This window comes from Allobosea sp. LjRoot237 (assembly GCF_964253285.1).
Taxonomy (GTDB): domain Bacteria; phylum Pseudomonadota; class Alphaproteobacteria; order Rhizobiales; family Beijerinckiaceae; genus Allobosea.
The window spans coordinates 2,461,767-2,485,097 of the sequence record NZ_CAXUQP020000001.1; the positions used below are offsets into that span (position 1 = coordinate 2,461,767).

Below are 23,331 nucleotides of genomic sequence, written 5' to 3' on the forward strand. Positions count from 1 at the left end.
CAGGATCAATTCCGCGCCAGCGGCTGCAGTGTCTGCACCTTCATGCTGCTGAAGCTGGCACGCGGCACAGGCAGCGGCGCGTTGACCGCGGCCGGACGCAGCACCGGAACCGGCTTGCCGGCATTGGCGATTGTGTCGAGATCGAACGGGCGAGATGGCGGCAGGCGGACGCCGCGCATCGGCACGCCCTCGGCGGGCGATGTCGTCGCGACGCTGGCAACGATCGGGCTCTGCACCGCGATCGTTCGCGGCTGCTCGGGAGCGTAGGCCTGCACGATGGGTTGGGCGGCGACCGGCGCCGGCTCGGCCCTGACGGGCGCAGGCGCCGGCCTTGCGGCCTCGTCATCGAGATCCGGCCCGGCGAAGCGGCCGAGATCGACCCGTTGCGCGGCGCTCGCGATCATCGTGCGGCTGCTCTGGCCCGGGATCGAGGCCGGCGAGCCGTCGGTGCGCAGCGAGGCAAGCAGCATCTGGTCGTCGGAGCCGGCGAGCGAGGCCTGACCGAGATACTCGATCTTGACGCGTGCCGTGCCGAGATGGCGGAAGGCGAGCGCATCGGCCGTCTTCTGCGAGACATCCATGACGCGCCCGCCATGGAACGGGCCGCGGTCGTTGACGCGCACGATGATCGAGCGGCTGTTGGTGACGTTGGTGACGCGGGCATAGGCCGGCAGCGGCATGGTCGGATGCGCGGCGCTGATGCTCATGCGGTCATAGACCTCGCCATTGGCGGTGCGGCGGCCATGGAAGGCCTCGCCATACCAGGACGCCGTCCCGACGGCAGTGAAGCCGACCGGTTTCTCATAAGGCGTGTAGCGCTTGCCGGCGACGGTATAGCTGCGGCCGATCAGCTCGCGACCGCCACCCTTCGGCACCGGCTGCCCGTCTTCGACGACGCGTGCGCTGGCGGGGCCGTATTTCGAGGACGGGAAGGCGCCGATCTCTTTCGACTTGCCGCGGCGGGCAACCTGATCGTTGGCGCAGTTCGCCAGGAAGAGGCCGGCCAGCATGACGCAGCCGAGGCGGGTCGCCGTGGAGAGCGAGGATGAAGCGCGCGGGGCGTCGTCGCAATTGGCTGCAGGGGTGATCACCGCCGGTGCCGAAGTGCTCGCGCCTCGCATCATGCCGCATTCCCGTTCGTCGCGCCGAAAATGCTGCGCCGCCCAAGCCACTATCGTGGCAAGGTCGCAGTTTTCGACCAGTTCTATTAAGGGATCGTTAAGCGGCGGGAGCGCGTACGCGCCACCGTCAACGGAAGCCCAGCCCGGCCTTTGGGCGGGCATAAAGGTGTCGGAAATGCGGCAACTGTCAATCCGCCACCCTCTCGCCGCCATTTTTCAGGGGATCGTGACAAGCGCGCAACGCTTGGGTTTGCCCCCGGGCCGGGAGTGGCGCTAGGCCAAGTGAACTGTGATAAGATATTGAAAATCAATATGTCTCTGTGCCGGCTCGGTTGAGTTTGCGGCAATCCGTTCGCATGCGGCTTGCAAAAGTCGACCGGGGACGGCAATGACAGGGCCACTGGAAGGGTGGCCGAGTGGTTTAAGGCAGCGGTCTTGAAAACCGCCGTGGGTGCAAGCCCACCGTGGGTTCGAATCCCACCCCTTCCGCCAGATACTGGTGCTAAATTGCTGAATACGCTGAATTATCTATTTACAGCTCAGCCTTAACCCACGTTTCTACCTACATCGGAATTCATGCTTCTCTTTAGGCCGATTTGCGCCCGAGGTACCCTCCCCTGCGCGATCGACGCCGATGTGGTGCGATAGATTCCCAGCGGTTGCTGGCGATTTGCACGGCGATTCGATGCGTGATTCTCTGCATCATGCTTATGCGGGCGCGCAGGATTGAGGCTGAAGATGAGACCTTGGGCGAGCGCGCCGAGGAGATCGAGCGCATGTTCCGCGAGGCGCTCGACAGATGGGGCGTCGAGCCTACCGGTGATGACCGAGTGCCCGAGGAAGCTGCCGCCCGGCTGCTGGGTTATGCCGCCGGCTCGCTCGCGAACATGCGAACGATGGACCGCGCACCACGCGCGTTCAGGATCGGCCGGAGCATCTCCTACCGCATTGTAGACCTCGCTTCATGGCTCGCGCGACGCCTCGAACAATTCTGACTGGCTCCGCCATCTGAGCCCATCCGTGTACATCGCCGCCGATCGACGCCCCAGGTGCCCCGCCCTGATCATGGAGCCTCAATTCAGGAGGCTCCATGAAGGCTCGCTCCACCGACCTTTCCACCATCGCGAAGATGATCGCGCTTTCCGGTGGCAACCTCGTCCAGGCGTCGTACGTCGCCGAATCCACGCGGGCGCCGGAGAGCGTGCAGGTAGTGCTGAGAGCGGCGGTAGACGCCGGCACCACCTCCGATCCTGCGTTCGCTGCTGCGCTGGTCGACAGCGGTATCGTCGGCGCCTTCGTCGAGGCGTTGCGATCGAAGTCGATTTTCGCGCGGATGCTGATCGATGGTGGTCTGGTTCGCATGCCGCTGCGCACGAGCGCGGCGGTCGTTGCGGCCGACGCCAGCGGTTACGTCGTCGGCGAGCGCATGCCGGTCCCGGTTTCCGCGCTGGCGCTGTCCGGTCCTCACCTCGCGCAGCACAAAGCGGCCGGCTTGATCGTCATCTCGAGCGAGCTGGTTCGGTCCATCAGCCCGGCGGCTCGCGCGCTTCTCGATAATTCGTTGCGGGCTGCCGTCGGCTCGGCGCTCGATGCGAAATTCATCGATTTGATCACCGACGGCATCACGTCCCTGGCGGCTTCCGGCGCAACCGCTGCGGCCGCCTTGGTCGACCTGCGGGCGTTGCTGGATCTCGTCAACCACAACGCTGGCGGCGCTCTCTATTGGCTGATGCCGGCGAACGTCGCCAATGCGGGCTCGACACTGGCCGCAGCGAGCGGCCATCTAATGTTCCCCGGTCTGAGCCCGACGGGTGGCGAACTGCTCGGCGTGCCCGTGCTCGTCAGCGATGCAGTCCTCGACGGTCACATCATGCTGGTTGATGCGTCCGGCATCGGCGGCGAGATCGAGACCGTGAGCGTCAGCGTCTCGCAGGAGGCTACGATCCAGATGGATTCTGCGCCGAACAGCCCGCCGAACGCGGGGGCGGTCATGACCTCGCTCTGGCAAACGAACCGCAGCGCGCTCTTGGCCACGGCGCATTTCGGCGCGGAGCGGTTCCGCAGCAACGCCGTCGCGGTCCTCGATGGCATCAGCTGGGGTGACGCGCCATGAAGCTGGAAGACACGCTTCCCGAAGCCCTCGCCACCACCCTTGGGCAGATCATCGGCGATCTCCGCAAGCAGTGGCTGACGGAACTCGAGCTCCTTCGCGCCGAGCGCCGGGCGCTGGTCAGCGAGCTCCGGCTGGCCGCGCTGGGCGTCGCCACGCCTGCACCGGCTGCCGAGCCCACTATGCCTGCACCCGGTGCCAAGGCCCGTCCACCGGCCGCCAAGCCGGCCAAGATCGGGAGTCGCTCATGATCACCGTCGAGAATCTGGAGCGTCGGCTTGATGCCGTGGCCGCAGAGACCTTGCGGCGCAAAGCCCGGCAGCTCGACATCGCAGGCACCGGTGCGGCCGAGTGTGCCGCCGCCATGGCGAAGACGCGTGCTCAGATCAGACGCTGGCGCGAGCGTGCCACTGGCGCCGCGTTGCGCTCAGCCGTCGCAGCTGGGAGGTCAAGCTCATGAGGATCAGTCTAGGCCCGTGCCGCCATCGCGGGGATCTCCGCCGCGGCCTCGACATAGCTATCGAGGCAGGGGTCGACCGGGTCCGTCAGCAGCTTGCAGCCTCCGGCTTCGAAGGCGCCGACCTGCTCGAATGCCTTGCCGCCGAGCGGAAGCGCCTAGTGGCGTGGGCCGACCAGACAGAGGCAACGATCGGCGCTGACCTGCCCGACCCGCCCGCGACCGCAGCCTGAGCGTCGGCGGCACGGCCAAGGCCGGGGGGTATGTCCGAAATCGCGATCGAAGGGGGCGAACACCGCATTGGGTCTCACGCCCGGGTTTTTTATTCTGTCGGCCTGAAAGTTTTGGCCATTTTTCGAGACGAGAGAGCACTTCTCTCGTGATTTCAACCTCACGTCGAAGGGTTGGCGACCATGAAACGCTTGAATTCATCGGCAAGTTCACCGCGCGGAAGCTGATCCGAGCCCGCCGCGCGGGTTTTAGAAAGCCGAGAAAAGCGAGTTTCGGCGAGTTTGCGGCTTGAGAAGGAAGGCCGGAAATCCGGTTCGGGCGACCGAGACCGACATATTGGCCGATTATGTTTTGATGCGCGCCCGCCTCGCTACTTGGCTGAAGAAGCTCGTTTGGGGGCAGAGTATCCCGCAAGGCAGCCGAAATGAAAATATGTTCCTCAGCGAGCAACTCGCCGTTGCCGCGACGGTCGACCGGGCGGCTGCAGCCTGCCGGCGGCTGGCAAAGGATCTGAAGCTGATCGCGGCTTAGTCCCGGGCTGCACGACCGGCATCAAGTATGCGCCGGTCGGCTCCAACACTGAGCATCCGTTGATCACTGCGCAAAAATGCGTCGCAGTCGGCCAGAACCTGATCTAGCGGTCTCCGCGCCCGTCCTTTGAGCTGGCACTCCCAGACGTCCGCAACGCGCCAGCCCTTTGCGATCAGCTGCTCGCGGACGCGAAGATCCCGCGCGATGTTTCCGGCGATCTTCTCGTGCCAGAAGTCCGATCGGGTCTTCGGCCATTGGAACAGATGGCAGTCATGGCCGTGCCAGAAGCAGCCGTTTGCGAACAGTACTGCGCGCCGCCCGGCAAAGACCATGTCCGGCTTGCCAGGAAGTGCACGGCCATGGAGCCGGTAGCGCCAGCCTAGCGCATGCAGCCCCTTACGAAGCAGCAGCTCTGGCTTGGTGTTACAGGCCCGAATGCCAGCCATCATCCGGCTGCGTACCTCGGGTGAAACGACGTCAGCCAAGAACGCGTCGCCCAGCCGGCATTACCTCACGGGAACGGTCAGCCGTAAGTACCGCGGTAATCGAGGGCTCCATATAGCGCGCGATAGCCTCCACTGCGGGTACGACGACGGCATTGCCGAACTGGCGATAGGCCTGAGTATCGGAGACCGGGACGTGCCACTTCCGGGCGCCATGCTCGAACCCCATCAGGCGAGCACACTCGGTCGGGGTCAATCGGCGCGGGCGCGTTCCCTTTTGCCGGATCAGCACCTCCGAACCGTCCTTGTGATAGCGCGCCGAGAGTGTACGCGCTACCTCGTCTTCGCCGAACAGGCTGTACCCGAAGCCGTTGCCAGCCTTCTCGTGTTTGGTGCGATAGGCCTGCAGATATTCCCAGAGCTTCGGCGTCAGCGTGTACTTCCGGTCCACCTCGTTGTGCGTCTGCAGGATGCTGCCGAGCTTCGGCCATTCTCTTCTGCTCGGGAGCATCCGATCGAAGTCGTCAAAACGGAAGCCCACATCCTTGCGGAAGCCCGCGATGAAGATGCGCTCACGCTTCTGCGGCACCCAAGGTTCGGAGCTGATAACCCGCCAGTCGATGGCATAGCCGAGCTCGTCATGCAGCGTGCGGCGGATAACCTCGAAAGTATTGCCTCGATCGTGCCGCTGGAGATGCTTCACATTCTCGAGCAGGAACGCGGCTGGCCGGTGATGCCGCAGGATTGCCTCGATCTCGAAAAAGAGATTGCCCTGCTTTTCGTCGGCAAAGCCGTGGAGGCGTCCCAGCGAATTCTTCTTGGAAATGCCTGCGAGCGAGAAAGGTTGGCAGGGGAATCCCGCTAGCAACAGGTCGTGATCAGGGATGAGTGCCGGGTTCGCGCTATATGGCCGAATATCCCCGACCATCAAGTGATCGTCACCGTCGGCAAAGTTCTTTCGGTAGGTCTGATTTGACCAGCGGTCCCACTCGCTAGTGAACACGCACCGCCCGCCGATGGCCTCGAAGCCGAGGCGCAGACCACCGATCCCGGCGAATAGGTCGATGAACCGGAATTTCGCCGGTGACCGCGTTGAAAGCCGCTGTCCGGCGATCTGTGCCACCCGCTCGCGTACCAGCTTCGGCGCCTCAGCCTCGCCCGCGATGTAGCGACGGATCTGCCTAGCCGAAACGCCCAGCTCCTCCTCGGCCTGATCGAGAGACAATCCAGCTCGGGCTAAGCTAGTTTCGAAACCGTTGGAACCCAAGCGAATCCCCTTTAAAAACCCACTGGGTAATCTTGTGTCGGGATGGCAGGAATATTCCCAGCTGGCAAGCGATCCTGCCAGTTTGGCTAGTGTCCGCGCCTAGTGGCCACGGCGACACCGCTAATCTGCTTCCTTCGGCCACTAATGGCTGGGCGCGCAGGGTATCGTCAATGCACGCGCCGGAACCCATGAAGGCGGATGCGACCCATCGCGGATCCAGCGTCGGCGACCGGTACAGTCGGCTGGTGCACTGGCCGTCGCTTGTCGGGATAACCGGTGAAGACAGCCCATAGCGTCGGCACTGCGGACTTCATCTCCCTACCGCTCAGTCGCCAGCGCCACGCGAGATTGTCCGCAAAGCGATCATAGTCATCCTCGGATTGCTCATATGTTTCCAGCGCTTCGGCCCACCAAGCAAGCCAGGTGCCGTCGAGCCAGACGTCCAGCCTCCAGAACTCACGGCTCACCAGCACATCGTTCAACCAGGCGAGAAGTACCGTCTCCTCGCGCTTGATCGTCGAGGTGAACGTGCTGAGTGCCTCGCTGGCTTGGTGGAGCGTCATCCGGTTTCGAGCGTCCTTTCCGGTGCGGTTTCGGAATATATCGCCAGCCCGCATGCTGACACTGTGGCTCCGCAGCAGTTTCTCGATCACCTCCGGCAAGGTGCTGACGAAGTCAGCCGGAGTGACGAGGGGGGTCGGGGGAAGGCAGTCGAGGCTCATTGTGGTTCGATAGCCGTCCCAATCGACGCCGGTCTCTTTGATACAGGATGCGACGAGATTGAGATGATCCGTAACGCGTTTCGCCGCCGTCATGCCAACCCTCTCGAGGTCGCCTGACCGAAGGCTGTCGATCACGTCTCCCACAAGCGGCAGACCTGCTTCTGTCAGTCGGACAGCGGCGTTGCCAATGCGCAGCTTCAGCACTGGGAGTCGGTCTAGGCCCCGACTGCCTTCAGCCAACAGCCGCGAATCGAGTGTAGCGAAGGCCCGGAAGCCTGCTGCCATCTGCGGCTCGCCGGTCGCAACAGCCACCAGCGCCGGGAGCTGCTCCACGACAGCTGCGAAGGGAACGCCCCAAGCCGTAGCGAGCAGCTTCACGAAGCTGCCTACCTCGATTTCCTCGACTTCGGCAAGGACATCCGCCGCTCTCTGCCACCAACGTGCAAAACCGGGATGGAAGTGAATTCCGAGGCCGTCATAGCTGTCATTAAGCAGCCCACCGGTGATCTGCCCCAACAACTTGCGTTCCTTTTGTCGGACGCGCTCCCGCGTCAGCGCTGGCGAAGCCGCCGCACCGATCTCCTCGAGCGTCTTTTGGCTGCCCGGGGGTCTGCAGATCCGGCTGAGGAGAATGGCCGCTAGGACGTTGTCGTCCAGTTCTTCTGCAAGCGCCTCGAAGAACCAGGGCAGGCCCGCGAGAAGCTCGCACCCGTCGGCCGGAGGCTGGGCGGGTACCAGCGGAATTCCCGTCGACGCGCAATATGCCTGCCAGTCGACCACACCGCTTCCGTCGACAGCCGCGCGCAGCGCCATCCGATTGCGGACAAGCTCATCTGCGGTACGGCGTCCGACCATCCGGATCCGCATGAGGACGGAAGTATCGAGATCCTTCACGTCTCCTACCGTCAGGTACCCCGCTTCCTCGAGTAGCCGGGTCTTGGTCCCAAGATGCAGGACCCCGATCGACAGACGGTCAAGGGCCTCAGTCCCTTGCTCGTGCCCGCATGGCATCGGCTTGGCTGCTCCCTCAATACACACGCTGCCAGCCACGCAGACGAATCCGAACCGGTTCCGATGGCTCGGCTTCCGGCGCGTCACCGGCCTTGCGAACCGATATCTCGTAGCGCCACGTGCCGAGTTCGCCCGAGAGGACGAGCTTGTCTCCTGCCGTTGCCCCCGCGGACCGGAAGAAGCCGGTCATGTGGGTGATCCGGAACTCGTCGCGCGTTCCGCCCGGGTCGTGCAGGCTGTTGTTATAGTGAATGTAGCGGAAGCGCCAAACGTCACCCGCGTCATCCTTCACCTCAAGCCAGGCGTCGGGATTCTTGGTAGAGGGATCCAGCGGAGGGAGAAACGAGAGCAGGTCGGTCTGCGACTTGGGAATATGAATCCCCGCCTGGTGGGCGCCCGTCTCGCCGGTGTCATTGGCGGTGAGCTCCTTCTCATAAGTCTGCATAGTCATTGCCCGTCCCTTTCCGGCCGTATTGTGAGGGCGCGCTGCAGATCGTCGGCGTCGCGCGTCGAGACCGGTACTGCCTCGTTACCCATCTCGCGCCGCCATGCGGAACGGTCGATCATCACCCGCTCGACGGTGTTCTCGTAGAATAACCGGTAGATGCGTACCGGTTCGGTCTGGCCGCGACGATGTGCGCGAGCACTCGCTTGCGCCTCAAGCGCAGGGTTCCACGCTTGGGTATAGTGAATGACAATCGTCGCCGCCGTGATGTTGAGACCCGCGCCGGCGGCTTTGGGGTTAAGGAACAGGCAAGCAGGTCCCGAGTGCGCCGTGAAGGCGTCGACGATGGTCTGTCGCTCTTGTTGCGGAGTCGACCCGTTGATAGCATCCCAGAATGCGGCGGGAAGACGATCCGCAGCTGCCTCTCGGATGATGTCGCCACAGCGGTTGAAGATGGCGAACACCAGCACCTTCTTGCCAGTGCGGAATGCTTCATCGAGTATGGCGAGCGTCCGCTCAATCTTGGGAGTGACAAGCGGCAATCCCGGCCTTCTGAGGCAGGATGCGTCGTCATTGCCGTCCGCCCGTTCGTCATTTCCCTGCAGCCATGGATGAGCACAGAACAGCTGGAGCTGACTAGTTGCGACCAGAGCGCCGGCGAGTGGGTATTTCTGCAGGACGTCGGCAAGCACCGCGTCGTAGAGCTTCGACAGATCCTCGCCGAGCTCGAGCGGCAAGTCGATATCGATCCGCTCCGGAAGGTCACCCGCTACATCCCGCACCTTGCGACACAGAACGACCGGATCTGTGAGGTGCGCGAGCTGTCGCGCGGAATCTTCCGAGTCGGGGAACTGGGCCTCGAATCCAGCCCGGCTCCCGAGGAGACCGGGAATGGCGAGATCGGCTAAAGACCAGAGGTTGAGCAGTGAAGTCTCCACCGGGGTGCCGGTCATCGGGATCATGCGACGCCGCGGAATGGTCGCAATCGCCTTACGGCGAACCGAATCTGGGTTCTTGATCGCCTGCGCCTCGTCACAAACGAGCCAGCTCCACGTCATGCCGGAGAAGATCGCGATGTCGTTGACGATGGTGTCATAGGTTGCGAGTACGACCTGCGCTCGCTGCAACCCTCTCGTGGTGCCGGCACGGTGATGTCCACGGTGGATAAGGACCGACAGCTCGGGACCGAATTTCAGAATCTCCTTGCGCCAGTTCGCGATCAGGCTAGTCGGGCAGATGATGAGTGCTGGCTCGTCGTTCGACGGCCTGTCGCCCAGCAACAGAGCGATGATCTGGATCGTCTTTCCCAGACCCATCTCGTCCGCAAGAATAATGCCGCCGGTGTGACGGATCGTCCGGCCGATCCATTCGACCCCCTGAGCTTGATAGGGGAAAAGGGTCGCGTTGAGGCCCGGAACCGGATCCGCATCGGTCAGCTCTGCCGCAGCCCTACCGGCAGGCTGGAAGACATCCGCATCTGCCGAGATTGGAATATGCGGGTTCTCGATCCGCAAAAGGCGGATGACGTCGGCGAACGCTAGATCTTGGGCATCGGCATCGCCAAGCATCTGCTGCATCAGTTGCGGGGCGTCGCGGGGGAGTGGACGGATCACTGAGCCGTCATCAACCCAGTTGCGATCGCGACCGGACACGTACCAGATGGCCTTTTCGCCTCGGACCGTGCGCGTACCGGCGAGCGCGGCGACGAAGCGTCCGCCCTCCCGGCGCACCCGGATTTCCGCTTCCACAAGCCTGCTGGATACCTCCCTGCCAGCTGGTGGATGCAGCGCAAGTTGCCTGAAGTCGGCTGGAAGGTTCTGCGGGAGATCAGTCATGATACAGCATTGCCCTGAGCTCGGCGGGACTCCACGGGAGCGGGCGCCTAGTATGTGCGGCGCGATGGCAATTGGGGCAGAGCGGGATCAAATCCTCGGACGGATCATAGGCGCGGGGCTCGCTCAGGGAGCTTAGCGGCTGGATGTGATGAACCTCGATAATCGAGCGTAGATTGGGATATTGCCGTGCCGGGTCGAAGCCGCAGACCTTACACAGCTCGCCATGGATCCGCAGTGCGAGCAAGCGGTTTCGGGGATTCCGTTCGCGCCGTCTGATGAGTGAGACCGAAAGTGAACCCTCGATCTCGCCTGCCAGAACGACCGGCTCCTCGACCGGATCGTAGCCATAGAGTTCGGCCATCGCCGCAAGGAGCGGGATAACAAGTTCGCGACACGTGGCCGCGAGCGCGTCGTCCTCGAACCGCTCAGCGATGTCGCGCTTCTCGGCGATTAGTGAGAAGCTCCCGTCATGGATGCGCCAGTCGTCCAGCAACTGGCCGCCTCCGAACCGGACTGTGGCGTCTCCGGCGACGGAAGAGACCAATGCGCGCGCCAGCTGCACTTCCTCGGCATCGGCGCGGCTCATCTGACGGACGGTGTCCGCCGCAAAATTTCCGAAGGTGAGCGTCGCCCGGAACCGCCTCAAGCCCGCAGGCCGCAGCGTGACGATCGGACTGTGGGATCGAGGCAGATCCGCGAACCAGAGGCGCAATCCGATCTGCATGCCGGAGCGGTCCTCCTCAAGACCGATTGCTGCCCCTGTCCCCTCCTCGACCTCGCGCAGGATGAGCGACTGCTTCGCCGCCAGCATCTCAGTCCTCGTCGTCCTCGCCGCCGTTCAGTTCGCTCTCGTCGGGCAGCGGAACCTCGCGCAGAAGTTTCTTGAGATTGGTCGCGATCTCGTTGCGGATATCCTCAAAGATCGGTTCGAGCTCCTCGTTGACATTGTTGTGCTCTGCAACCGCGAATGCCCAGAGCAGCAGATCTATGCCCTCGACCGCATAGCCGCTGGACGCAGCTCGCTGATAGATCTTAAGGTAGAAGTCGTGATGCTTGTTTATGCGGACGCCGGCAACAAAACCGGATTCCCCGTCGCTGCGCATCGCTGGTTCCCAAAGATCACCCGAGGTGATGGTCTCCACCGCCTCCACATGGATGGTCCCGGGCCTGACATTGACATCGACTGGAACGCGAAGCTTGATGCCGGACCCTCGATTGTTCGAGACGGTTGCGGTTTTATGTGCGGGGTCAGCGGATTCGACGCTCGGCTTCGCAGTCGCGGGGGTGTTGCCGATAACCTTGTTCGCGCTGCTATGATCCAAGCCGCGTTCGACCGCTGCCTTGCGCTCGGTGCGGCGGTAGCGGTTGCCCGCCTCTCGATAAGTGGGATTCAGAAGCGTCCGAAGCGCTTCCTCGAGCGCGGGATCGAAGAGGATCTTCGACTTCTTGACGTCAACCTTGAACGCCTCGTCGAGCTTGTGGTTGAAGTCGAACTCGACCCTGAGAAGCGAATAGTGCGGTTCGATAACGCCGAACACGCCGAGCCATCCGCCCTGCTGGATGACGCGCCCCTCGCGATGGATGTAGAAGCCTTGGCCGCGATTGGTGATGTTCGCGATCTTCCGCTCTTCCTTGGACAGGTCCCGGCGGTGCGGCAGAATCCACGCCTTGATGTGCGCGGTCTCGACGCTGCCGTCATCGAGCTCGATCTCGAGCTGCTGCTGCTTGACCGAGAGTACCTGTTCCGACTTTTCGGGATAGAACGGGTTCCAAGCACTAACCGGCTGGCCATTCACCGTGATCGAGACATTGCGCTCGCGATCATCGCCGGCATTGAGAAATCGGTGATAGATCAGGGCGACGTGCTCGATCAGGCGCTCACCTAGCCGGCGAATCGCGGCCTGCTCGCGTGCCCCGCCGGGATCGTCATATTCTTTCGAGAGCAGCCGGTCACACTTCGACCAGATGACGAGCGTACCCTTTTTGCCGCAGAGCTCGTTGAATAGCTCATATTCGTCGGCGGTCATTGGCTCGCGCAGCATCTCCCACTGATTCTGTTCCTCGACATGCTCGAGGTCCCAAGCGAGTTTTGCGAATTCGGCATCGGGCCCGGTGCGCGAGATTACCGTGAACTTGAGACAGACCGAGCTCGATGAGGTTTTCAGGCCAAGTCCGAACTTGCCGAGGCTTGCGAGATTGGCGCGGGCCGGGGCTCCGTATCGCATCGCGGAAAACAGTGTAGCCTCGTTCATGCCATCGCCATTGTCGCCGAAAAACACGAATTTGCGGCCGTCTTCGTCCAGCTCGATCCTGACATTCACCTCGGTGGCCCGGGCAGCAATGGAATTGTCCATAATGTCGGCAGCCGCAGTGTTGAAGCTGTAGCCCGTGTCCCGAAGGCCATAGATAAGGCGGGGCGCATCAGGCTGGTTGATAAGATCGTTCACTGAACTGGCCCCTAGTCCCCGTCCGCAAGCAAAGGCCGGATTCCCCCCTGCTTTTACCTGCTTAGGTTGCACGCGCCAGAATTAAAGAAAAGGCGTCAAACGACTGTGCGACGGATCGGGCGGCTTGCTGCAACCATGGTTGACTTGCTAGCGATGGAGATTGGGCTCGGAAGGGGGAATTCTGCTATACGGACCACCAATGACTGCGCTTGGCGCAATCCGGACTAGCCAACGCGGATTGACCGATGTCCTGGTTCCACCGCTTTCCGGTAATCTTCGTGATCTGCTCAGCGCTTATTCAAATGCTCCGCGATCCGCCAGCGCAGATTTTCGAGCACGTCGTCGAGCAGATTGATATTCTGAGGATCGAGCAACAGCCGGTGCTTGGCCTTGAAGTGCTCTAGCTCACGCATTGCAGTCTTCAGCCTGGTCACGCTGTCCTCTGCGCTCGGCTCCAGAAATCGGTAATGAGGGCCGACGCGAACACTCAGACCGCTCGCGACGATCCGAATCGTTCGGATAACTTCCTTTGGCGGAGGGGCGGCAAGCCGCACGGGTCGGATTTTTGTTTCATTGTCGGACATAGATTTTTCCTTACCTAGTGCCGGGCTAACGATGCCCCGCGAGCGGCAGCTGAGAGGTTTCAGGTGCAAGCGTAGCGTCGCAGGGCAAAGCGCCGCCTGTGATGCGCTGCGTCTATTCAACTCATGCCCGGCGGCGCGGGATGACGTCAGCGAGGCGCACCATCGGCGGCGGCGGCGCGATGTCAAGGACACGATCAAGCACCAGCATCGCCGACCCGACACTCGCAGCGCGAGGCGCGATTTCGAGACGCCACCTTGCCGACCTGGCCCGAAACTCATCCAGATCGTGCACGCTGGCCGCAACGGGCTCGGGCTGATTGGCCCAACGGCCTAGCGGCGTTTCACCCCAGCCTGTCATCGCTCGGCCCTCCTCGCGGCCTCGGCTTCAATGCGCAGAGCGGCGGTGCGCGCGGCTTGGATTGCGCCTGCCGAGAGCAAGGCTCCGGCATTATCCAGCCGGCTCGCGAGCGCTCGGAGATGTCCATCGTCGAGGAGAGCGAGCAGAGCGAAGCCGCGATCGGGATCACCGTCGCCCATCATGCCAGCAGCAAGTTCGAGCTCTTCCCGGTCGAAAGCATAATGGCGGGCGAGGATCTCGCGCGCGCACGAGGGAACCTCTTTCTCGGTAGCCCTTCCTATTGAGGTAGAGCAATTGAACGGGGGATCAATTTCGCCCCGTCTCAACTGCGCAGTTTGAGGGGAGGCAGATTTGATCCCCCCTCGGTGATCAAGATGCGAGCGAGCAGATTTGATCCCCTCCCCAACGGACGACGAGGGGGGATCAATTCTGCCGGGGGTGGGGACGAGCTCGCCACGACGAACTGCGCCGAGTGCGCGGAAGGCCGCATCGCGCTCCTCGCGCTTGTCACTTCGAATCTTCGCTCGTTTCTTCCGCTCCATGAGCAGCTGAGCGACGCGATCCCACTTGACCGTGTAGGCGGTCGCATCGCGTCCGCTGCCCGGTACGAAATCCCAATAACCAATCGCTCGAATGGCAGACCTGGCCTTTCGCAATCTTCCATCGCCTCGGTAACCGGGGCACTCATCGCGTAGGTAATCGTCACCAAGGGCCACAATGCTCGAACCTTCCGGGAGCCGGTCGAGAACGCACAGCAGCAGCCGGAAGAAAGGTGCTGAAAGCTCGGGATCGGAGCCAGCGGCCTCAATGAGGCGGAATTTTCGGGTCGCAAAGTTACGGAGATCGTCGGCGCTCATGGCCGGCCTCCCCTCGCCTGTTCACCGCGAGCGCGATCGCGAGCCGCCCAAAGACCAAGACTCGATTCTAGCTCGGTTACACGGCGCCTACGCTCCGCCGTCATGCGCTCAAGCAACGGAGCGCGGCGCGCTCGGGACAGGCCGCCGGCGGTCAGGATGTCGGCGAACCGCCTCCCGCAGCTGAGCGCTTCGATCTGCGCCCAGTGCGCCGCTACCGTGCCGGCCGCATAGGCGATCCGGCCCGCATCATTACCGGCCCGCTCGGCTATGCGATGCAGCGCAGCCGCCCCGCTGTAGCCTTCCGCGTGCGCATCACTTAGCAGGTTGTCGAACCACTGCCGGCAATTGGGGTGAGGTTGGCTCATGACCGCCCCTCGCGGAGCCGCCGGCAGAGCTCACGAGCCGCCGCGCGGATTCGGTCGGCTTGGGTGCCGGCTGCCAGTAAGGGGCTGCGCTCGGCCTTGTCGGCAGGGCCGACGAGGTCTATCGCAAGGGCGCTCACTGACTCTTCGATCTGCCCCTGCGCGGTTGCCGCCGCGCCGGGGTTTCTGCTTTCGGGGTGTTCGGGTTGCATCACGAACGCCCTCCCGCGGGGATAGCGGCCAGCGCCTCGCTGATAACTCGCTCCGCTGCCGCGACCGTCTCCTCGACCAGTCCGGCAGACACTATTGACGGCACAGCTTGTGCCATCGCTCTGGCGGCGCGGATCAATATGGCTGGGCCGCGCGCAACAGTCGCAGCGTCCACCAGCAGTGCCCTCCCAAAGTTGATCCCGATGACTGTCGCAGCCACTTCGGGGCGCAGGTTGTTCGGGGGCCGTTGGTACGCCCGAAAGGTCTCGTCTACGGCGTCCAGTTTGTCGGTCATGAGCGCCCCCTCACGCCGGACGCTGGCGGCCAGCCGCTGCGGCTTCGTCGGCGCGGTCGACCTCCTGACGGCGCTTCTTCGGGAAGGGCGCCGATGCGGGCTCGATCATGCCAGAATTGACGGTTTTCGCGCTGGCGTCGCGTGCGGCCATCCGCTCTCTGAGCCAGTCGAGGATTTCGCTCTCGATCCAGCCGATCGAGTTCGGGCCAAGCCGGATCGGCGCGGGAAACTCCCCAGTTCTCGCTTTCGCAAGTACTGATGATCTTTGGTAACCCGATATCGTGATAACTTCCGGAAGTCTGAGTACTTTCATGATGCGCATCTCCGAATTACGTCGGCTTTCACCGATCACGGTTGGATGCGTTCAAATATGAGTGATTCAAATTAACTTGAAAAGATTGAGAAAGTATTTTGACTGCGGACGCAAAATTGTCGCTATACGCAAAATTAAAAGAATTTAAATGTCGCGTTGTAATGCGAAACGCATTTTCTATACTTCAACAGCAGTAGGCACTATTCTGCTTTAGGGGGCGTTCCGAGGTGCCGAAAATGGGCACGAAAATGGGGGCTCCCTGCCCCCTAAAAACGGTCCCGCAGAGCCTCTTCCGGACGCGATCATCGATGCGGCGCGTTGTCGCAGCTAGGCCCTTTTACCGATCGCGACGACCCTGCCACCCTTCCCTGCCGATGCCAGCTCGGCCCCACAGAAGCCCGACCATGCCTCCGCCAGTCGCCTCCGCTTCACAAGTAAATCGCCACGCCGATATGCGGCCTCGACCGCGTCGGACACTCGGTGTGCCAGCGCCATCTCGACCACTTCGGACGGAAACGACGTGCACTCAGCGACCCAATCTCGAAATGACGATCGGAAGCCGTGAACCGTCAGTCCGGCATCCGGGCGCATGCCACGAAGCGCTTCCAGCAACGCCATGTTCGATAGAGGGCGATCTTGTCGGGATCCCATGAAGATATAGCCGTCGCCCTGCCCCTCTCGCGGCAGACCCTTCAAAATCTTAATCGCGCGCTCAGACAGCGCGACGCGATGGGGCTTCGCTGCCTTCATCCGTTCGCCGGGGAGGGTCCATAGCGCCTGATCAAGGTCGATCTCGCTCCACCGCGCCCCGATCGTCTCGCCAGTGCGCGAGGCACAGAGGATCGTGAATTCTAGCGCGCGTGCGGACACGAAGTCTTTCGAGCGGAGCTCGGCCATAAACCCCGGCAGATCATCGAATGGCATGGCGGCGAAATGCTTCACCTTGACTACCTTCGTCTTCGCCGGAAGCAGACGGTCGAGATGCGAACGCCAAGCGGCAGGATTCGGTCCGCTGCGGTAACCACGCGCCGTCGCCCACGACAGAATGGATTCGACGCGGCCCCTCACCCGCGATGCCGTCTCGGCCTTCGATTTCCAGATGGGCTCGATAGCCTTGAGCACGAGGCCGGTATCGATTGCAGCGACGGAGAGGTCGCCAAAAACGGGATAGGCGAACTTTGAAAGCGTTGCCTGCCACTGTGCAGCGTGCTTCTCACTCTTCCAGCCCGCCTTGTGGGATGCGAGGTAGCGTTCCGCCGCATCTTTGAACGTCAACGTTTTTGCATCAGCGACGAGCTGGGCCTCTAGTCGAGCCTTCCGCGCTTCGATCGGATCCTCGCCCGCGTTGAGCAGTCGGCGAGCCTCCCTCGCCATATTGCGCGCTTCGCTGAGCGAGACATCGAGGACGGAGCCAATGCCCATCTGTCGAGCCTTGCCGTTGATTGTGAACCTGATCGACCAGGACCGCGTTCCGGCGGGCGAGACTTGTAGCCAGAGGTTGCCGCCATCAGCATACATGCCCGGCTTGCTCAGGCGGGATATGCCGAGCGCGGTAAGTCGTTCGATGGCCATTGAAGTCCCTGGCGAAATGGAATTCGAACTCAATCAACCCACATCTTGACCCACATCTGTACGTCGGATTTGGCTGAATTTCAATGGACGGGATTGGACGAACTAACTAGCCTAACTATCCTCTTTGGTTGCGGTTTTTGGACGGGATTGGACGCGGTTGGGTTCGACGGAAACAGACACCCCTTCCGCCATCATGCTTCTCGCTGACGCCATGCCGATCGGACGCCAAGGTTCGCGGCTTCCCAATCGAGCCGCTGCTGTCTTCTGCGCGACCTGCGACCGCTCGGCACGATCACGGCTATGCCCTACCGGCCCATCGCGTAGAACTCGTCGTTCGGGCGCATGCTGGTCACGTTGGCGAGGCGGTTCGACATCCCGAAAAAGGCGGCGATGGCGGCGATGTCCCAGGCGTCGTCCTCGCTGAAGCCGTGGTTCTGCAGCGTGGCGATATCGTCGTCGCCAACCTCGTAGGCCCGGGCGGACACCTTCATGGCAAAGTCCAGCATCGCCCGCTGCCTCGGCGTGATGTCGGCCTTGCGATAATTGACGGCCACCTGATCGGCGATCAGCGGGTTCTTCGCCCGCACGCGCAGGATCGCGCCATGGGCGACGACGCAGTATTGGCACTGATTGGCGTTGCTGGTCGCGACCACGATCATTTCGCGCTCGGCCTTGGTGAGCCCTTCCGCCTTGTTCATCAGCGCATCATGGTAGGCGAAGAAGGCACGGAACTCATCCGGGCGATGGGCCAGGGTCAGGAAGACGTTCGGCACGAAACCGGACTTCTCCTGCACGGCGAGAATCCGCTCACGGATGTCGGCCGGCAGCGTGCCGATCTCGGGAACCGGGAAGCGGCTGATGGCGGGCTGTGTCATGTTGGCGATTCCTCTCTTGCGCGAATCTCAACCGCCGCACGGGGGCGGCGCGCGTGTCTTTGTAAAAACGCGGGGCTAGACGGCGACCAGACGCTCCATCTGCTCGCGATAGCGCTCCACCGCATCTCCAGCCGCGCCCTCATAGCGCTCGATCCTGACGAGGCAGGTATGGGCCGAGCAGCCCTGGCCGAAGGCGGAGGTTCCGATATCGACGGTCAGGACATTCGGATTGCCGGCGATGTCGAGCCTGCTATTGCCTGTTGGCGTGAACCAGGCGCCTGTCGGCAGGACAACGACCCGCCGCCGAACCCCCTCGGTGAGCCAGGCGGTCGCGAGGCAGGCCCCGCGCTCGTTCCAGAGCCGGATGGTCTGGCCGTCGGCGATGCCGAGCGCGGCAGCATCCTCCGGGTGGAGGCGCGCCTGCTCGCGGCCGCCGCGCTTCGTGGCCATGCTGGCAGCGCTGGTCTCGAGCTGACTGTGCAGCCGTCCTTCCGGCTGATGCGAAATCAGGTGGAACTGGTCGGCAGCATCCGCCGCGCCGAGCCATTCCACCGGCTCGATCCAGGCCGGATGAGCGAGACAATCATCATAGCCGAGCGCGTCCAGGGTCTTGCTGCCGAGGACGATCCGCCCGCTCTCGGTGTCGAGGGCGTGGTCCTCGGGCCGTTCGCGGAACTCGGATAGATAGGTAACCTTCGCCTGCGTTGGGCAATGGGCGTAGCCTTGGGTCCAGAACGTATCGAAATCCGGCATCTCGAAGCCGAGGCGCGCGGCGGCGTCGGTGCGCGTCAGGTCATAGAGATGGCGCAGCCAGCCCATCTCATCGCGCCCTTCGTCGAAAGCCGGCCCAACACCGAGCTGTTCTGCGATCCCCCGGAAGATCGCGAAATCGGAGCGGGACTCCCCCACCGGCCCGATCGCCTTGTGCATGGCGATGATGCAATCGGAGCGCTTGTTACCCGCGATGTCGTTGCGCTCGATCGAGGTGTTGGCCGGCAGCACGATATCGGCCCGCTGGGCGGTCGCCGTGAACATCGGGTCCTGGACGATGATTGTCTCCGGCCGCGTCCAGGCCTCGGCGAGGCGGTTGAGGTCCTGATGGTGGTGATAGGGGTTGCCGCCCGCCCAGTAGACCAGCCGTGCATCAGGATAGGTCCGGGTCTCGCCCTCATAGGTGTACGTGCTGCCCGGACGAAGCAGCATGTCGCTGATCCGGGCGACGGGAATGAAGCTCTCCAGCGGCTTGCGTAATTGCGACATCGCCGGCGACTTGCCGAGATTGATCGGCGCCCCGACGCCTCCGAGCGACGCATAGCCATAGCCGACGCCGCCACCCGGGAGGCCGATCTGGCCGGTCATCGCCGCCAGCGCCAGCGCCGCCCAGAACGGCTGCTCGCCGTGATGAGCCCGCTGCAGGCTCCAGCTCACGGTCTGCATCGAGCGCGTTTCGACGAGCCGCCGCGCCAGTTCCGCGATCGAGCTCGCCTCCAGCCCGGTGATGCCGGCTGCCCAGGCCGCATCCTTGACAGCCCCGTCCTGGCTGCCGTCGAGATAGGAGATGAGCCGCTCGGAGCCGCTCGTGCAGCGCGCGAGGAAGGAGCGGTCATACCGCCCCTGTTTCAGGATCTCGCCGGCGAGTCCGAGCATCAGCGCCGCGTCGGTGTTCGGCCGGATCGGCCACCATTCGGCGTTCAGCCAATCTGGAACGTCGTCGCGGAGCGGCGAGATGAGGATGACCTTCACGCCCCTTTCGGCGATCTTGCGCAGATGGGTCTCGAGGGCGTGGCTCGCGATGCCGCCGGCCTCGTTCTGGGCCGTCCGCGGCGAGAGCGCTCCGAAGACGAGCAGCGTCTCGGTATGCTCCGCGATGGTGTCGAGCGTATTGGCCTGGCCGCCGCAGGCGCCGGCATCGCCCAGCGTATGACGCAGGATCACCGGGCCGGCCGCGATCGAATAGGTATCGACATGGCCGGTATAGCCGCCAACGAGGTTCAGCATGCGCTTAAGCAGCGAGGGCGCATGATGGAAGCGCCCGCAGCTCGTCCAGCCATAGGAGCCGGCGAAGATCGAGGCATTGCCGAAGGTTTCCGAGACGCGCCGGATCTCGTCGGCGACGAGAGAGTTCGCCTCCTCCCAGCTCACCGGCACGAACCTGTCGCGGCCCCTGCCCCGTCGATCGCTGTTCTCGCGGCCCTCCAACCAGCCGGAACGGACCAGCGGCGTCAGGACGCGGCGTTCCGGGCTCGCCCAGTCGCGGACCGACTGGTTGATCGGCGAGGGTGAGGGATCATGCTCGAAGGGCTCGATTCCGGTGATCCGGCCATCCTCCACCAGGATAGTATAGGCGCCCCAATGGCTGCAATGGGGATAGCGCTGAACCGAGGTCATCGGCGCACCTTCTGCTGCCGGGCGGTCGTGTCCGCGTCCGCCTCGAAGCCCGGCAACACGTCGGCGAAGAGATCGCCCTGCACGCCGACCTCGTCGAGGATCGCGGCAGTGTGCTCGCCGAAGCGTGGCGGGGCCAGGCGGTAGGAGGCCGGGGTCCGCGACAGCTTGATCGGGCTGCCGGTGCCGCGGTAGGCGCCGATGTCGACCACCATCTCGCGATGGTGCGTATGCGGGTCGGCCATCACCTGATCGATCGTGCGGACGGCGCCGCAGGGCACGCCGGACTTGATCAGGCGCTCGGCCAGCGGGCCGCAATCGAAACCCGTCATTGCCTCTTCCAGCTCGGCCTTGAGCGAGTCGCGGTTGCTGTTGCGATCCTTGTTGGCCGCATAGCGCGGGTCTTCCGCCAGCGCCGGCCGGCCGATGACCTGGCACAGCGTGGCGAATTGCCGGTTGTTGCCGACGGCGAGGAATAGCGGCGCGTCGCGCGCGGCGAACACATCATACGGGGTGATGTTGGGATGGGCGTTGCCGGAACGCCCCGCGACCTTCCCCGAGAGATAGTAGTTCGGCAGGTGGGGATGCAGCAGCGAAACCCCGCAATCATAGAGCGTCGCCTCGACGAACTGCCCTCTCCCGCTCGAGGCCCGCTCCTGCAGCGCCATGAGGATGCCGATCACGGCATTGAGCCCTGTCACCATATCGACGACCGGGAGCCCGACCCGCAGCGGCGCTCCGCCGAGCTCGCCGTTGACGCTCATGATGCCGGCCGAGGCCTGGATCGCGGCATCGTAGCCAGGTAGGCCGCCGAGCGGCCCGTCGGCGCCGAAGCCCGAGACGCGGCAATGGACGAGACGCGGGAAACGCTGCTCCAGTTCCGCCCGGCCGAGGCCCCAGCGATCGAGCGTGCCGGTCTTGAAGTTCTCGATGAAGACATCCGCGGTTTCCAGCAGGCGCAGGAGCAGCTCGCGGCCGGCCTCCTGCGTCAGGTCGAGCGCCATGCCGCGCTTGTTGCGGTTGACGCCGAGAAAATAGCTGGCGGCGTCATCGAGGAAGGGCGGTCCCCAGCCGCGTGTCTCGTCGCCCGTCGGGGGCTCGATCTTGATGACGTCGGCGCCATGGTCGCCGAGGATCTGGCCGGCATAGGGGCCGCCAAGAACGCGGCTGGCGTCGATGACCTTGATCTTGGCCAGGGAGCCGATGCGAGAATTCATGTCCTGTCCTGTCCTGCTGGCTGTCTCGGCTGGGCAGTCGCGTCATGCGCAGACCTCTTGCCGCATCTGGTTGGCGAATTCCGGATAGGTTTCCGCGAGCTCGTCCATGACCTGTCCGCGCAGGAGAGCGAGGGTTGCCGGGTCGGGCAGCTCGGTCTGGCCAGGGCGTTCGGCATGCCTGAACGCGAAGCTCGTCGCCTGCTTGACCTCGTTCAGATCGTGGCCAGGATGGAGGCTCTCCAGGGTGAAGCCAGACCGGCTCTTGTCGAAGCTGAACAGGGCCTTGCCGGTCAGCAGCGCCACCGGTCCGCCGGTGCGATGGACGCCGGCCTCGCTCGTCCCGGGCGCGCTGATGAAATCGACCTTCTCGACGAAGACCCGCGGGCTGTGCTCCTCGCGGAAAAGGATGACGCGCGGAACGACGAAATAGAGATAGGCCGACCCGAACGAGCCCGGCCAACGCGGCGCCGTTGCCGGGTAATCGCCGATGCCCACGAGATTGATATTGGCCTGCCCGTCGATCTGGCCGCCGCCGAGAAAGAAGGCATCGATCCGCCCCTGGCCGGCGCAGTCGAATAATTCGGCCGAGCCGTTCGTGAAGAAGTTGTGCTCGACCGAGCCGAGGATGGAGATCCTGACCGGAGGCGCACCGGCGTGCTTTTTCAAGGCCCGCAGCAGCATCGCGCCGGCAGCGGGAATCGGCGACGACGCGCCCACGGCGACATGCCGGACGCCGTCGAGCAGGCGGGCGATGCTGGCGATCAGGATCTCGCGAGGATGCACGTCCGTCATCGGGCCAGCTCCCGGCTCCGATTACCCGGCAATCCAGCCATGTATTCGGCGAAGCCTTCCGGCGTCCGGGCGGCCTTCGCGTAGCGCTGGATCTCGGCCGTATCGGTCGGATACTCGCCCCAGAGACCATAGGGCCAGGCACCACGGGGCGCGACCGCGATCTCGGTGACGTAGAGCGCCGGCAGGGTTCCGGCCGCGCTCATCTCGCTGCCGAGCAGGTTCTCGTCGACGATGCGCTCGACCGTGACCAGGGTCTGTTCCGCGGCGTAAGCCATCGCCGCGAGCTCGCGCCGCCGCCCGATCCAGACATTGCCATGGCGGTCCGCCACCGGCGCATGGAAGAGTGCGATGTCAGGCCGCACCGCCGGGATCAGGACGATCGGATCGCCGCCGTCGGCGAAGGGATTGTCGATCACCCGCCAGTCCGGCCGGAAGCGCAGGATGTCGCTGCCGATGATGCCGCGCAGCGGCTGGAAGGGGTTGCCCTTCTGGGCGGCCATCAGCCCGGCATGGATGGCCGGGCAGGTCGCGTCCTTGAGCGCGATCCGCCCTTCCCCGACCGCCTGATTGAAACGCGGCGCGCCACCCGCCTCGCCGAGCGAGACCGCGCTGGTCTCGACCGAGCGGACGAGCCCGGCGCCCACGAGCTGGTCGACCTGCAGCCCTCCGGTCGGAACGCAGAAGAGATCGAGATCGCCGGCGCCATGGTCGATCAGCGCCCGGGTCATCGCCATCGAGACCCCCGCGTAGTCGACCGGCAGCGCGAGCTGCATTCCCGCCTCGACACGGCTCGCCATGCCCCGCAGGTCCATTGCGCATCCCTTCCCTTCGGTATCGACCACACTATCGCGCGGTCGTTCTATAATATAGAATAATATTCTAAAAATGAGC

At 63.6% G+C, this 23,331-nt stretch carries 24 protein-coding genes and 1 tRNA gene; 7 read left to right on the forward strand and 18 right to left on the reverse strand.

Annotated elements, in window-relative coordinates; translation table 11 throughout:
- Nucleotides 1–5 precede the first annotated feature (5 nt).
- Nucleotides 6–1,124, reverse strand: coding sequence for a septal ring lytic transglycosylase RlpA family protein (locus ACSQ24_RS11945; protein WP_436094882.1), 1,119 nt, complete (start codon nucleotides 1,122–1,124; stop codon nucleotides 6–8).
- 399 nt (nucleotides 1,125–1,523) lie between these two features.
- Between ACSQ24_RS11945 and ACSQ24_RS11950 the strand changes: the two genes are divergently transcribed.
- From ACSQ24_RS11950 to ACSQ24_RS11980, 7 genes are all read left to right on the forward strand, one after another.
- Nucleotides 1,524–1,613: transfer RNA gene (locus ACSQ24_RS11950), tRNA-Ser, on the forward strand.
- A 197-nt stretch (nucleotides 1,614–1,810) separates the two neighbouring features.
- The gene (locus ACSQ24_RS11955; protein WP_436094883.1) at nucleotides 1,811–2,116 is read left to right on the forward strand and encodes a hypothetical protein; all 306 of its coding nucleotides are present in this window, start codon (nucleotides 1,811–1,813) and stop codon (nucleotides 2,114–2,116) included.
- A gap of 95 nt (nucleotides 2,117–2,211) precedes the next feature.
- Entirely contained in the window at nucleotides 2,212–3,234 is a 1,023-nt protein-coding gene (locus tag ACSQ24_RS11960) for a phage major capsid protein (RefSeq protein WP_436094884.1), read from the forward strand.
- Nucleotides 3,231–3,482 (forward strand): hypothetical protein, encoded by a 252-nt coding sequence (locus ACSQ24_RS11965; RefSeq protein ID WP_436094885.1) that lies wholly within the window; start codon nucleotides 3,231–3,233, stop codon nucleotides 3,480–3,482. Before ACSQ24_RS11960 ends, ACSQ24_RS11965 begins: the two co-directional genes overlap by 4 nt.
- Complete coding sequence (locus ACSQ24_RS11970) at nucleotides 3,479–3,691, forward strand: hypothetical protein (RefSeq protein WP_436094886.1); 213 nt, start codon at nucleotides 3,479–3,481, stop codon at nucleotides 3,689–3,691. Before ACSQ24_RS11965 ends, ACSQ24_RS11970 begins: the two co-directional genes overlap by 4 nt.
- Nucleotides 3,688–3,921, forward strand: a complete 234-nt coding sequence (locus tag ACSQ24_RS11975; RefSeq protein ID WP_436094887.1) for a hypothetical protein — start codon at nucleotides 3,688–3,690, stop codon at nucleotides 3,919–3,921. The genes ACSQ24_RS11970 and ACSQ24_RS11975 overlap by 4 nt, the downstream gene beginning before the upstream one ends.
- 334 nt (nucleotides 3,922–4,255) lie before the next feature.
- Complete coding sequence (locus ACSQ24_RS11980; protein WP_436094888.1) at nucleotides 4,256–4,450, forward strand: hypothetical protein; 195 nt, start codon at nucleotides 4,256–4,258, stop codon at nucleotides 4,448–4,450.
- Here the strand turns inward: ACSQ24_RS11980 and ACSQ24_RS11985 are convergent.
- The 17 genes from ACSQ24_RS11985 to ACSQ24_RS12065 all read right to left on the reverse strand — a co-directional run bounded on the left by ACSQ24_RS11985 (nucleotide 4,447) and on the right by ACSQ24_RS12065 (nucleotide 23,237).
- Nucleotides 4,447–4,935, reverse strand: coding sequence for a very short patch repair endonuclease (locus tag ACSQ24_RS11985; protein WP_436094889.1), 489 nt, complete (start codon nucleotides 4,933–4,935; stop codon nucleotides 4,447–4,449). The genes ACSQ24_RS11980 and ACSQ24_RS11985 overlap by 4 nt on opposite strands.
- A complete protein-coding gene (gene dcm / locus ACSQ24_RS11990; protein ID WP_436094890.1) occupies nucleotides 4,928–6,118 on the reverse strand; it encodes a DNA (cytosine-5-)-methyltransferase in 1,191 nt (396 codons plus the stop codon). Before dcm ends, ACSQ24_RS11985 begins: the two co-directional genes overlap by 8 nt.
- A gap of 209 nt (nucleotides 6,119–6,327) precedes the next feature.
- Nucleotides 6,328–7,776, reverse strand: a complete 1,449-nt coding sequence (locus ACSQ24_RS11995; protein ID WP_436094891.1) for a hypothetical protein — start codon at nucleotides 7,774–7,776, stop codon at nucleotides 6,328–6,330.
- Between the two features lie 133 nt (nucleotides 7,777–7,909).
- Nucleotides 7,910–8,344: an EcoRII N-terminal effector-binding domain-containing protein gene (locus tag ACSQ24_RS12000; protein ID WP_436094892.1), complete on the reverse strand. Its 435-nt coding sequence runs from the start codon at nucleotides 8,342–8,344 to the stop codon at nucleotides 7,910–7,912.
- Nucleotides 8,341–10,173, reverse strand: coding sequence for a DEAD/DEAH box helicase (locus tag ACSQ24_RS12005; protein ID WP_436094893.1), 1,833 nt, complete (start codon nucleotides 10,171–10,173; stop codon nucleotides 8,341–8,343). Before ACSQ24_RS12005 ends, ACSQ24_RS12000 begins: the two co-directional genes overlap by 4 nt.
- The gene (locus ACSQ24_RS12010; protein WP_436094894.1) at nucleotides 10,166–10,984 is read right to left on the reverse strand and encodes an HNH endonuclease; all 819 of its coding nucleotides are present in this window, start codon (nucleotides 10,982–10,984) and stop codon (nucleotides 10,166–10,168) included. Before ACSQ24_RS12010 ends, ACSQ24_RS12005 begins: the two co-directional genes overlap by 8 nt.
- Before the next feature lies 1 nt (nucleotide 10,985).
- Nucleotides 10,986–12,620, reverse strand: a complete 1,635-nt coding sequence (locus tag ACSQ24_RS12015; protein ID WP_436094895.1) for an ATP-binding protein — start codon at nucleotides 12,618–12,620, stop codon at nucleotides 10,986–10,988.
- 287 nt (nucleotides 12,621–12,907) lie between these two features.
- Nucleotides 12,908–13,204 (reverse strand): hypothetical protein, encoded by a 297-nt coding sequence (locus ACSQ24_RS12020; RefSeq protein ID WP_436094896.1) that lies wholly within the window; start codon nucleotides 13,202–13,204, stop codon nucleotides 12,908–12,910.
- 354 nt (nucleotides 13,205–13,558) lie between these two features.
- Complete coding sequence (locus ACSQ24_RS12025; protein ID WP_436094897.1) at nucleotides 13,559–14,419, reverse strand: hypothetical protein; 861 nt, start codon at nucleotides 14,417–14,419, stop codon at nucleotides 13,559–13,561.
- Nucleotides 14,420–14,992: 573 nt separating this feature from the next.
- Nucleotides 14,993–15,286, reverse strand: coding sequence for a hypothetical protein (locus tag ACSQ24_RS12030; RefSeq protein ID WP_436094898.1), 294 nt, complete (start codon nucleotides 15,284–15,286; stop codon nucleotides 14,993–14,995).
- Nucleotides 15,287–15,296: 10 nt separating this feature from the next.
- Nucleotides 15,297–15,608, reverse strand: coding sequence for a helix-turn-helix transcriptional regulator (locus ACSQ24_RS12035; RefSeq protein ID WP_436094899.1), 312 nt, complete (start codon nucleotides 15,606–15,608; stop codon nucleotides 15,297–15,299).
- 318 nt (nucleotides 15,609–15,926) lie between these two features.
- Nucleotides 15,927–17,171, reverse strand: coding sequence for a tyrosine-type recombinase/integrase (locus ACSQ24_RS12040; RefSeq protein WP_436094900.1), 1,245 nt, complete (start codon nucleotides 17,169–17,171; stop codon nucleotides 15,927–15,929).
- Between the two features lie 305 nt (nucleotides 17,172–17,476).
- Complete coding sequence (locus tag ACSQ24_RS12045) at nucleotides 17,477–18,046, reverse strand: peroxidase-related enzyme (protein WP_436094901.1); 570 nt, start codon at nucleotides 18,044–18,046, stop codon at nucleotides 17,477–17,479.
- Between the two features lie 75 nt (nucleotides 18,047–18,121).
- On the reverse strand, nucleotides 18,122–20,434 hold the full coding sequence (locus tag ACSQ24_RS12050) for a molybdopterin-dependent oxidoreductase (protein ID WP_436094902.1): 2,313 nt from the start codon (nucleotides 20,432–20,434) through the stop codon (nucleotides 18,122–18,124).
- Complete coding sequence (locus ACSQ24_RS12055; RefSeq protein ID WP_436094903.1) at nucleotides 20,431–21,648, reverse strand: CaiB/BaiF CoA transferase family protein; 1,218 nt, start codon at nucleotides 21,646–21,648, stop codon at nucleotides 20,431–20,433. The genes ACSQ24_RS12050 and ACSQ24_RS12055 overlap by 4 nt, the downstream gene beginning before the upstream one ends.
- A gap of 42 nt (nucleotides 21,649–21,690) precedes the next feature.
- Complete coding sequence (locus ACSQ24_RS12060) at nucleotides 21,691–22,440, reverse strand: CoA-transferase (RefSeq protein ID WP_436094904.1); 750 nt, start codon at nucleotides 22,438–22,440, stop codon at nucleotides 21,691–21,693.
- Nucleotides 22,437–23,237 carry a CoA transferase subunit A gene (locus ACSQ24_RS12065; protein WP_436094905.1) on the reverse strand — a complete coding sequence of 267 codons (801 nt, stop codon included), beginning with the start codon at nucleotides 23,235–23,237 and terminating at the stop codon, nucleotides 22,437–22,439. Before ACSQ24_RS12065 ends, ACSQ24_RS12060 begins: the two co-directional genes overlap by 4 nt.
- Nucleotides 23,238–23,331 lie beyond the last annotated feature (94 nt).